The following is an 11,361-nucleotide window of genomic DNA, read 5'->3' on the forward strand; positions in this document are numbered from 1 at the left end:
TACCGCTTAAATTTTTTCTCTACTCTACTCTTTTGCAATTCATAAAAAATTAACGGTGGAAAACGGAACATAGCTGGCTGAATGCACAAGCCGGTACGGACAACCTGCTTGCGCCGGAACAGAGTATTTATACGGTGTTTGATTCAGTTCAGGAAAAACAGCGTTTCTGCCGGATTATAATTTCCCGGTGCAATGGAAAATACAATGTCGCCGGCGGTTTTTAACCTGGAATGTTTATAACCATCTTTTCCATAAGAAAATCCTCTGCGCTTTCAACTCAATTTATTGCTTTTCCACTTGCTTTCATCCATTACCTAACCATAATCGCAAAATCGAATAAATTGCCATTTATTATTCAGAGAGGAGAGAAGATGAGACGGAAAAAATTAGGAAGCCTTATTTTATTCTGCGGTGCTGCAACAGTGCTTAGTGTGCCGGCGGCAACTCTAAACTGGGGTGTAACAAACTTTCCCGAATTAACTGTGAACGGGAAAAATGTAAGTGAAGAACCGGGATTTCTTATGCCGGCCGTTGAGATGATTTATTTGGGTGATCATATAACAGAGTGGAACAGCGGGTGGCTGGGCAATCTGGTCGAGGCATTCTTTCATGAAATAACCACGGGAGGATGGGACGGCAATACCGAACTCAGACAGCGGTCGGTCGGACAAAAAGAAGCAGACTGCTGCGGTCCGGAAGATTCCGCGGAAGAAGAGAATTATATACCGGATTTTGGCGGCGAAGAATCATTCGGCTTTTTTATTTCACTCGGGTATTACGGGACAGATCAGGAAATTCTGTCCGGTGCGACGACATTTGATTTAGGCGGAATTGACCTGGCGATGTTTTACTGGCTGGGCGGAATCTTTACTCCGCTGGCGGACGGAACCGCGGAAAGCACCGGGGATTTGAATGTATCCTGGAATGGCGGGACAATGACTGTGATCCAGAATCTGCCGGATTCACTGGCACTGACAGCTTTTGCAATCCCCGAACCGGCGACCGCTTTGATAGTGATTGCCGCCGGAGCGGTTTTCGGGCTTTACCGCCGGTTTTTCACTAAAATGTAGCGCCGGTCTTTCAGTGGGCGCAGAACTGCAGAAGCCGGGAAATTTTCCCGGCTTCTGGCGTATTTGCATTGTAACCGGTGCTCTTTTATTGAAATATTCGCCGCTTCAATTGAAAAATACAGAGTGAGAAAACTGTGTGCTATGGAGGGCCGGAACTGGTGAAAAACGGAACATGGTCGGTGGAAAAATCGGCGGAACTTTACGGTGTGGAGAGCTGGGGCGCCGGATATTTCAGCGTATCGGATCAGGGCGAAGTGGCGGTGCATCCGGCCGGTAACGGCGGTGCGTCGGTGAGTCTGTATGATGTCGCGCGCGGGATTCAGGACCGCGGGTTTGATCTGCCGGTGCTGGTGCGCCTGAGCGATATCCTCGATGCGCGCATTCAACGCCTGCATGAAAGTTTTGCAACGGCGATTGAAGCGTATGGGTATAACGGCGCCTATCGCGGCGTCTATCCGATCAAGGTGAATCAGCAGCAGCAGGTCGTGGAAGAGATCTGCCGGTTCGGCGAGCAGTATCATCACGGACTCGAAGCCGGCAGTAAAGCGGAGCTGATCGCCGCAATTTCATTCCTGCGCGATCCGGATGCGTATCTGATTTGCAACGGGTATAAAGATGAGGAGTTTGTCGACCTCGGACTGTACGCGCTGAAGATGGGAATCCAGTGCGTGTTCGTGGTCGAAATGCCGTCAGAACTGGATCTGATTCTGGAGCGGTCGGAGAAGCTGGGCATTGAACCGATCCTCGGCATCCGCATGAAACTTTCCACGCAGGCCGGCGGGCACTGGGCGGAATCCGGCGGCGAGCGCAGCGTGTTCGGACTGAACACTGCGCAGGCGATTGATGTGGTCGACCGGCTGCGCAACGCCGGTAAGCTCGACTGCCTAAAACTGCTGCACTATCATCTCGGTTCGCAGATTCCGAACATCCGCGATATTCGCGAAGCGGTGAAAGAAGGCAGCCGGATTTACTCCGGACTTCTGGCCGAAGGCGCACCGATGGGCGTGATTGATTTCGGCGGCGGACTCGCGGTGGATTACGACGGTTCGCATACCAACTTTACCAGCAGCTGCAACTATTCTACCGCAGAATACTGCTCTGCAATCGTTGAAGAACTGCTGAGCGTACTCGCTGAAACCGGCGCGCCGCATCCGGACATCATCACCGAGTCCGGCCGTTCCATTGTGGCGTATTATTCAATTCTGCTCTTTAATGTACTCGACGTCAGCCGGTTTGAAACGCATCCGCTGCCTGAAACGCTGCCGGAGGATGCACACGAACTGCTGCACAATCTGATGGATACCTACCGGAATATGACCGTAAAAAATGTGCAGGAGTGCTATCACGATGCGATTTATTACCGTGATGAAGTGCACGCATTTTTTAAACGCGGCGGCGCATCACTGCGCGACCGCGCGCTGGCCGGACAAATCTACTGGCACATCCTCACCCGCATTACAGGGCTGCTCAAAACCATGAAATATGTGCCGGACGAATTCGAACACCTTTCGAATGCGCTCGCGGATGTCTATTACGGTAACTTCAGCCTCTTTCAATCGCTGCCGGACTCGTGGGCGATTGATCAGCTTTTCCCGATTATGCCGATTCACCGCCTGCAGGAAAAACCGGCGCACGAAGCAATTCTCGCCGACATCACCTGCGACTGCGACGGCAAGATTGACCGCTTTATTGATTTGCGCGACGTGCGCCGGACACTGCCGGTGCACGCACTGAAAGACGATGAAGATTATATTCTCGGTGTATTCCTGGTCGGCGCCTATCAGGAAACGCTCGGTGACCTCCATAATCTGCTGGGCGATACAAATGTTGTCAGCGTGCGCATTGATGCCGACGGCCACATTCATTACGCGCGCGAAATTGAAGGCGATTCGGTTGCTGATGTGTTAACCTATGTTGAATATGAACCGAAGGAAATGGTGCGCCGTGTGCGTGAAATGGCGGAGAACGCAGTGAAAAGCGGGCGTATGACTGCGCGCGAACGCCGTGCAATTATGGATGCCTATGAAAGCGGTCTGCGCGGCTACACCTATTTTGAGCGGGAAAATTGATGTAGATGGTACTGCCGGAAAAAAATGAAAAACGTACGCGCAGCATCAGAGATTATCTGCGCATTGCCGTTTATCAGCATGCGACGCCGGAGCAGATTGCGCTCGGCTTCTGTATCGGACTGTTTGTCGGACTTTCGCCGTTGTTCGGCGTGCAGATGATGCTGGCATTTCTGCTGGCACTGGCACTGCGCGGCAGTAAAATTTCGGCGATGATCACCGTGTGGATTACGAATCCGCTGACTGCGTTGCCGGTGTATTCGTTCACCTACTGGATCGGGTCACATATTCTAAAATCACCGGTCAATGAAAAACCGCTGCGCCGGTTTCTGAGCTACTGCATACATCATCTGACGTGGGAAAATTATGATGAAGCACGCACCATACTGTATGAAGCGCTGCAGCTGGGGCGCGGTATTCTGCCGCCGCTGTTTCTCGGTGGATTCATCGTTGCGCTTGCCTGTTCACTGATCGGCTATCCGCTCGTCATTTTTGCCGTACACCGTTTCCGCACCGCACGCAGTATGCGGATTCAAAAAAAGAAACTGCATATCAAACCTTCTGTTCAGTCCGGTGATACCCCGCGCGACACGTTCACAAAACTGGATCATTCACTTTAAATTTCCAGAGCGGTCGGCAGGAATCCGGTAACGTTGCAGAATGCCGGCAGCAGCGGCTTTGGCTTTCTCCCGGTCGAGTACAATTTCGCTGTTGCGGCTGTCGGCAAATATAATGAATTCACCGGTGCTCTGCTCGACGGCAGCGATGAGTTCTTTCATGTTTTTAACACGCATACCGTTAACGGATTCGACAATCCAGTTGTTCCAGCTGTGATAGCCGATATTTACGTCGTCAGCGAGCATGCGAATAAGAACCAGCACCTGTTCGTCCTCTTCAATACGATCCTGATATTGCAAAGCGTACACCAGATTTTTCGGCGCTTTGGCATACCAGTCATTCCATGAATGCAAATAATTTTTGGTAAGCGGAACAAACACTGCACCGCCGAAAATATAATAGTCCGGCTGAACGTCGTACTGCTCGCGCACAACGAGAACTTCAGAATCAACTGCGCGTGTAAAGTGAATCGTAACATCCAGTGCTTTGCCGGCACGGAATATATTCAGCGGTATCGTTCCACCCACCTGACAAAGTTCTGCCGGATACGAAAATGAGGTCCGTTCGTTTGGGCGGAACTCAATCGTTCCGTCGTCGGCCACCGGCAGCCCATCAATCTCAAAAATCACATCGCCGGTTTTTAAAATTCCGGCACATGCCGAACCGGGCACAATATATTGCACAAGCACGCCGGTCATTTCCGGCGTCATGCCGTATTTCCGTTTTAAATCCGGATTCTCCATCTTGGCGGTGCGAAGGCCGAGATCAGGGATACCGTCAAACCGGCCGTCGGCAATGTCGGTAAAGAAATGTTTAATGACCGGCGACGGAACCATGTAGCCGATATTGTCAGCAGATGGCAGTCCCTGCATCACCACGCCGACAATTTTTCCATCCGACAAAACCGGTCCGCCGGAATTTCCAGGATTAATGGCTGCATCAATCTGACCGGCGAGAAATGCGAACGAACTGTGCACATAACTCTGGTGCTCAATGCGTGAAATTACACCCTTCGTTGTACTGAGCATATCACCGCCGGTTGGGAACCCGAGCACCGTCACTTCCGCCTGTGTTTCCGGCAGTCCGCCGATTTCCAGCGGCTCAATACCGTCAAAAAATGTTTCATCCTCCACCGCCAGCAGCGCGAGGTCGGCCATGTGTGAAACAAACAGAACGTGCGCACGAAACCGGCGCGCATCGCCGTAGCGCCGCACCTGAATAAATGTTTCGTCGCTGACAATGTGCGCATTCGTCAGAATTTTTTCCCCGGCGATTACGCAGCCGGAACCGGTTTTTGTCATCGGACCGGACATATTCCACGGCGTATAATAAAATGGCGATGAATAGGTTGTATATATTTTTACAATCGCCTGACGCGCATCCACCGCACTGGAGCTTTGGATTATTACAAAAATAAATACCGCAATTCCTGAAATCAGCTTTCTCATACTGTCCTTTCAAACTCTGATCTTTACAGTGTAACCGCCGAAGGGTAGATTGTAAAAGCAAGTGTCCGGTTGGAGCTTTTTGATTCATGCCGCGATTTCCTGGTTGAACCGTTCTTCCGCTGTTTCAAAATTCAGGATCTTACGTGGATAGGTGTTAATCCATCGTTCGATTTCATGAAGCAGTTTTCTGCTGATGCGTCCCAGTTTTCTTCCTTTTGGAATAAACCGCCGGATGAACCGGTTGGTATTCTCATTGCCGCCGCGTTCCCACGCACTGTACGGATGGGCATAATACAGATGCGTCCGATTTCCGGTGACGGCGGAACGTTCCATTCCGGCATAATCAAGCAGTTCTCCTCCGTTGTCCGAAGTGATGCTTTTAAATATACACCGGAACGCCTCAGCTCCCGTCTGTCGCTCGATGTCATTGAGTACACCAATCACCGCCGCCTGACTCCGGTTTCTCAGTTTCCGCAGGATCAACCGCCGGGTTTTGCGTTCGGTTAATGAAAGCAGTGCGCCTTTCCCGCTGACGATCAGGTCGATTTCCCAATGACCGAACTCAGTCCGGGTTTCAACCGCCGGCGGCCGGTCCGTAATACTGTGTCCCGGAGTCACCGCGCGCTTACGGATGCGCTGCACCGGGCGGTACCGGCGTTTACGCATTCTCTTTTCCCACAACGATTCATGGCTCACCCCGGGAACCCTGCCGTGATCAATCAGATTATAAATCGTCTTCATACAGACTGCATAGGGCTCATCTTTCATCCGGTATGCCGCCACTGCCGGAGAACACCGCTTCACCGTAATCTGCTCCACCAGAAACGCCGCCAGCTGCGGATCGACAGCGGCGGACGCCGGTTTTCTGCGTCGCTGTTCATACACCGTCTGCCCCCGTACCGCATTATAACGCTCTTCGGCAGAATCGCGTCCGGTACGATAGGTCAGCCAGCCGCGCCGCCGTTCCCGCCGGATGGTACGTTCCGACCGCCCCAGCAACTCGGCAATGTGAAGTGCTGTTGCGCCGCCGCGCAACAGCACTTCAATCTGAATGCGTTCTTCCTGGTTCAAATGTTTTCCTTTTCGCGGGTGAGGTGTGCTACGCTCTGCCTGTTCCATGCCGGTGTTCCTTTCCTTTGTTTTCGTTGAATGAAGAAAGGTTCATTCTGGCATGGAATTTCTACGCCTCCAACCGGACACTTGCTTTTACAATCTACCGTGTAACCGCCGAAGAAAAATTTTGCGCGCTCTTTCTTTACTTTCATGCGCCGGTTCAGGCAGTCTTCTCGTCAGTTCCCGGGGTGCCCGCCTGCCTGACGGCAGGAAGCACGAATCCCGAAGCCTGAAATTCGAATAATTGAAGTTTTGATGATTTGAATTTTGGATTTGTTTCGAGTTCCGTGCTTCGAATTTTAAATGTATTCGTGGCGCTGAGATAATACCCGCAGAACCTGATCCGGTTAGTACCGGCGAAAGGGAGTGACGCGCATTGGCAGAACTCCCTTTTATGAACGAGGGAGTTTTTTTATGCTCATAACAGTAAACGGCGAAAGCCACGAACATTCCGGCAACGGCAGTATCACCGCCCTGCTCGGCGAACTGCTGCAGCACGAACACCCCATCAAAACCATGCCCGCCAAACGCAGAGCCGAAGCCAAACTCCGCATCAAACGTATGCGCATGCTGCAGAAAAGTCATTCGGAATAACTCTCAGGAATTCAGGAACAAAAACCGGACAGAATACTGTCCGGTTTTTTGTGTACGTCACCAATGCTTGCAATGGAATCTGCCTCACCCGGTTGATTCCCTTACAGCAAGATAAGGTTCAAGCCGGACAAATTCATTTTTACCGGATGAATCAACGTCATTGACGAGTAGAGAAACCAGCCGGCGCGCCTGTTCTTTATAGTCCCATCCAATTGTCGTAAGAGGCATCATATAGGTTAATATGTCGCCGCGTCCGACCAGCCCGACATCCTGAGGGATGCGAATCCCTTTATTTATACAGTAGCGCCAGACGGCACAGGCCATGGCATCGTGGCCGAAGACAATTCCCATCCGTCCTTTTTTTTCTGCCAGTGCCTGTTCTGCCATTTCAACTCCGAGCGCTTCATACTGTCCGTATTCAATAAACATCACCCTGTTCGCATCGCTGCCGGAAGGCAGAGTTCTCACTATTTCCTCATGCCTGATGGCCCGTGACATCAGCATTGACGCATCATATTTGATGCCTTTTTCTTTTAATGCCTGCCGGAAGCCCTCAATAGACTGTTCAGATGCAGAGTGACGAATTACCGGCGCCCCTTTATCTCCGCCGAGCTGCAACAGCCGGATATCCTCATATCCCAGTTCAAGCAGATGACGGGTTGCCAGTAACGATGCCTGATGGTGATCCAAAGAAACTCCAGGAAACCCGAGTACATAGTTACCGGTAACGCATGGGATATTTTTTTTCTGAATCATTCGCAGCGCATGCCCGCGCGGAATTTTTTCTCTGGTTGGAATCACGCTGAAGATAATAACTCCGTCAACCCTGGCGTCCATACACTCAACAATGGCATCGGACTCCTGATTGACATCGCTTCCGCTCAACACGAACTGAACCTGATATCCTAAGAGGGACACTTCCTGAAAAACGTATTCTGCGATTAAGGAATAAAAAGGATAGGTAAAGTTCGGCAGCACAAATCCGATCACTCTGCTTTTGCCTGTTTTTAAACTGAGCGCCAGTCGGTTCGGACGGAATCCAACCTCATCGGCCACCGCCTGAATCCGTTTCCGGGTCTTTTCTGCGACGAGAGAGCTGTTCCGGAGCGCCAGAGAAACTGTCGCATGCGAAACACCGCATTGCCTGGCAATTGTATAGATCGTCGGTCTGCTCATTTCACTCTTTCTTCTATATTTTACTCGATTAATTTATCTGTTTTACCTAGACTTCACCGCGTAAATAATACTCAAATCAAGTATTTAACTATCTCATACAAGAAAAACATGAGTCAATATCGAGAATATCTTTTGGAACAGATCATTCCATTCTGGATGGATCGCTCGATCGATCACATTTACGGTGGAATCAGTAATGTAATGGACGATAACGGCCGCACGGTAAATCATGATAAATATCTCTGGTCGCAGGGCCGTGCGCTGTGGACATTTTCAGCTCTTTATAACCGCATTGAAAAGAATCCTGACTGGCTGCATTTTGCCTGTCATATTTTTAATTATATTTCCACACACGGACGCGATAATCAGGGATGCTGGATGTACCGGCTGGATGAAAACGGAACTGTTCTTGAGCGCGACATCAGTATCTATGTTGATGGATTCGTCATACTGGGACTGAGGGAATACTTCAAAGCAACCGGCAATATGCAGGCGCTTCAACTTGCATTGGAGACATTTGAAACTGTTTCAGCCCGGTTGAAAATTCCGGATGGCTATGGAACAGCGCCCTACTCCATTCCGCCGGGAATGAAAGTGCTGGGAATCCGAATGCTGTTTTCATACGTCTTTTCCCGGCTCGGAACGGCCGCCGGACGAAAGGATATTTTTGAAGCCGGCGCAGCGCTGGCGCGTGAAATTCTAACCGATTTTTATATCCCTGAAAAAAATGCGGTGCTGGAATATGTGTCGCTGCAAGGTACCTTCACCGATTCACCGTGGGGCCGGATCTGCATTCCGGGACACGTGATCGAATCGCTGTGGTTTGCGATTTCGATTTTTGAGCAGACCGGTGAGGATCATCTGATCGAACAATGCTGTCAGTTAATCAAACGGCATTTAGAACTGGGCTGGGATCAGCGGTATGGCGGCCTGACTCTTGCTCTCGACATTGACGGCAAGGAACCCTGTATCTGGAATCAGTCCGACTGCAAAGCGTGGTGGGTTCAATGCGAAGCGCTGGTTGCCACCGCTTATGCGTTTAAACACACCGGCGCAGACTGGTGCAGTGAATGGCATAGAAAAGTTCACGATTACGCGTGGGCTCATTATCCACTGCCCGGCGGTGAATGGCGGCAGTGGCTGAACCGGCAGGGACAACCGGCATCCAGTGCAGCACTGCCGGTTAAAGATCCGTTTCATCTTCCGCGCGCACTGATTGAACTCGCAGCACTCGAACCGCTCCCGGATGAATTTTATCAATAAATCAAAACTTATCTCCGTCTGTCACCGATCAGATTAAAATTTTATTTTAATGGATTAAAATATAGACATTTAATAAAAAAATGACAGGCTTCGTGCGTTATTAAAAATTTGTAAATAAGGAATTTTATTATGAGCAAACATCCGGTCAGCCAAGATTTTGCAGACGTTGTAAAGCCGAAGTTTCCGCTGAACATTTTCCTTTGGTTGCGGCATACATTCATCATCTCCCCGTTTCAGACCTTCTCCGATCTGTTTATCCGCATTGCAAAATATACGCCGCTGAACTGCCGGATCAAAGCGGCGCTGCTGAAAATGCGCGGCATGAAAATCGGGAAGCTGCCGGTAATTTATGAGCGCGTCTGCGTCGGTCTGCCGTCCAATGTTCAAGTCGGTGATTATGTGAATCTGTCACGCGGCGTGCTGCTGGGACCGGGAGCAAAAAAACATGAATCGATCGTCATCGGCAATGAAGTGATGATTGGCTACGACGCGAAGCTGCTGGGCAGCGATCATCTGATCCCGGAAGATATTAATAAGCCGATGCGCTGGTCGGGACACACCGATACCGGCGGAATTGTTGTAGAAGATAACGTCTGGATCTGCGCCAACGTAGTCATCACTGCCGGCTGCCGGATCGGAACCGGCTCGGTCGTTGCCGCCGGCGCGGTGGTCACTAAAGATGTTGAACCGTATAGTATTGTCGGCGGCGTTCCGGCGAAAGTGATCCGGAAACGAATTTAAAAAAGGAATGCAGCAATAATGACTCCGCGACAGCGAATTCAGGCGGCTTTATCACACGAAATTCCGGATAGGACGCCAACCGACGGCTGGTTTCATCCGGAGGTCAGAGAAAAACTGAAAGCTTATTTCAACCTGACGGAGTGGGATGATGTTCTGCTGGAACTGGGCGTCGAAGGCTGGAAAGTTGTAGATATTCCGCTCGCCGATAAAAAATTTGATGCGGCCGCTACACCGCGCCCCGGTGGAAAACCCGGCCCGGTCGCCATCTGGTATGATGAATTCACCTATGAAGACCGCTGGGGTGTAATCCAGCAAAAAGACGCGGACAACCGTTATGAAAAGCGCATCAGCGGGCCGCTTGACGACATGGATGAACTGGAACAGCTCTTGCAGTTTCCATGGCCGGTGCTGACGGAACAGGTTGCGCCGGAAACGCTGACAAACCTGTCACGGCAGATTGACCAGTTAAAAACAGAACAAAAATTTGTGGTCGGCGGTTTCGCCAATCCGTTTCGCACCGGCTGGCATTTGCGCGGTATGGACGGGTTTCTCGGCGATTATGCAGCGGAACCGGAAATGATTGATGTCATTTACGACAACCTGTTCGCTTTTTACGGCGACATGGCCCGCGAACTGGCAAAAGCCGGCGTGGATATGATCAACGTTATTGGTGATCTCGGTATGCAAACCGGCATGATGATTAATCCGGATACCTGGCGCAATCAGGATAAACCGCGCTGGCAGAAACTTCTTGACGGTTGCCGCGCAATCAATCCCGCTCTGCATTTTTTCTTTCACAGCGACGGCAACATTATGGCGATTGTGGACGATCTGATTGATGTCGGTTTTGACGTCATCAATCCGATTCAACCGGAATGCATGGACCCGCGGCTGGTAAAACAGCGCTGGGGAAACCGCATCACGATCCACGGCGGAATCAGCATGCAGCAGACCCTGCCCTTCGGTTCGGTGGAAGACGTGCGGCGGGAAGTAACGGAGCTGATTGACCATTGCGGCCTGGACGGCGGGCTCGTTATGTTTCCGTCCAACGTACTGCAACCCGACATTCCGGTAGAAAATATCGTTGCGTGTTTTCATGCTGCGAGGGACAAAAAACTGCTTGCATGAAAAAAATGAGCGCAAGGAATTCATATGAAAAAAATTAATTTCGCAGTCATCGGCTGCGGCATGCTGGCGCGCAGTCAGCACATTCCAAACATTGCGAAATCTGAAAAAACGATATTGCACACCTGTTGCGATCTGTCCGATGAA

General features: G+C 50.8%; 10 protein-coding genes and 1 riboswitch. Of the genes, 7 read left to right on the plus strand and 3 right to left on the minus strand.

The features are described from left to right. The first annotated feature begins 371 nt into the window (after positions 1–371). The 3 genes from WC959_09430 to WC959_09440 all read left to right on the plus strand — a co-directional run bounded on the left by WC959_09430 (position 372) and on the right by WC959_09440 (position 3,756). A complete protein-coding gene (locus WC959_09430; protein MFA5689350.1) occupies positions 372–1,070 on the plus strand; it encodes a hypothetical protein in 699 nt (232 codons plus the stop codon). A gap of 158 nt (positions 1,071–1,228) precedes the next feature. Then, the gene (gene speA / locus WC959_09435) at positions 1,229–3,139 is read left to right on the plus strand and encodes a biosynthetic arginine decarboxylase (protein MFA5689351.1); all 1,911 of its coding nucleotides are present in this window, start codon (positions 1,229–1,231) and stop codon (positions 3,137–3,139) included. 5 nt (positions 3,140–3,144) lie between these two features. After that, complete coding sequence (locus WC959_09440; GenBank protein ID MFA5689352.1) at positions 3,145–3,756, plus strand: DUF2062 domain-containing protein; 612 nt, start codon at positions 3,145–3,147, stop codon at positions 3,754–3,756. On the opposite strand, the gene WC959_09445 is transcribed toward WC959_09440, so the two are convergent. Both WC959_09445 and WC959_09450 read right to left on the minus strand, forming a co-directional pair. After that, positions 3,748–5,202, minus strand: coding sequence for a trypsin-like peptidase domain-containing protein (locus tag WC959_09445; GenBank protein MFA5689353.1), 1,455 nt, complete (start codon positions 5,200–5,202; stop codon positions 3,748–3,750). The two genes, WC959_09440 and WC959_09445, sit on opposite strands and share 9 nt — an antisense overlap. Positions 5,203–5,286: 84 nt before the next feature. Continuing rightward, complete coding sequence (locus WC959_09450; protein MFA5689354.1) at positions 5,287–6,273, minus strand: IS30 family transposase; 987 nt, start codon at positions 6,271–6,273, stop codon at positions 5,287–5,289. 216 nt (positions 6,274–6,489) lie between these two features. Next, positions 6,490–6,698: riboswitch (TPP riboswitch) on the plus strand. A 31-nt stretch (positions 6,699–6,729) separates the two neighbouring features. On the opposite strand from WC959_09450, the gene WC959_09455 reads away from it, so the two are divergent. Further along, positions 6,730–6,909 carry a hypothetical protein gene (locus WC959_09455; protein ID MFA5689355.1) on the plus strand — a complete coding sequence of 60 codons (180 nt, stop codon included), beginning with the start codon at positions 6,730–6,732 and terminating at the stop codon, positions 6,907–6,909. A gap of 84 nt (positions 6,910–6,993) precedes the next feature. Here the strand turns inward: WC959_09455 and WC959_09460 are convergent, their stop codons facing one another. Then, positions 6,994–8,085, minus strand: a complete 1,092-nt coding sequence (locus WC959_09460; protein ID MFA5689356.1) for a LacI family DNA-binding transcriptional regulator — start codon at positions 8,083–8,085, stop codon at positions 6,994–6,996. A 108-nt stretch (positions 8,086–8,193) separates the two neighbouring features. Here WC959_09460 and WC959_09465 point away from each other — a divergent pair, with 108 nt between their 5' ends. The 3 genes from WC959_09465 to WC959_09475 all read left to right on the plus strand — a co-directional run bounded on the left by WC959_09465 (position 8,194) and on the right by WC959_09475 (position 11,217). Beyond that, positions 8,194–9,348: an AGE family epimerase/isomerase gene (locus WC959_09465; GenBank protein ID MFA5689357.1), complete on the plus strand. Its 1,155-nt coding sequence runs from the start codon at positions 8,194–8,196 to the stop codon at positions 9,346–9,348. Between the two features lie 129 nt (positions 9,349–9,477). Next, positions 9,478–10,089: an acyltransferase gene (locus WC959_09470; protein MFA5689358.1), complete on the plus strand. Its 612-nt coding sequence runs from the start codon at positions 9,478–9,480 to the stop codon at positions 10,087–10,089. Positions 10,090–10,107: 18 nt separating this feature from the next. Beyond that, positions 10,108–11,217, plus strand: a complete 1,110-nt coding sequence (locus tag WC959_09475; GenBank protein MFA5689359.1) for a uroporphyrinogen decarboxylase family protein — start codon at positions 10,108–10,110, stop codon at positions 11,215–11,217. Positions 11,218–11,361 lie beyond the last annotated feature (144 nt).

The sequence above is a fragment of the Kiritimatiellales bacterium genome, assembly GCA_041656295.1.
Classification (GTDB): domain Bacteria; phylum Verrucomicrobiota; class Kiritimatiellia; order Kiritimatiellales; family Tichowtungiaceae; genus Tichowtungia.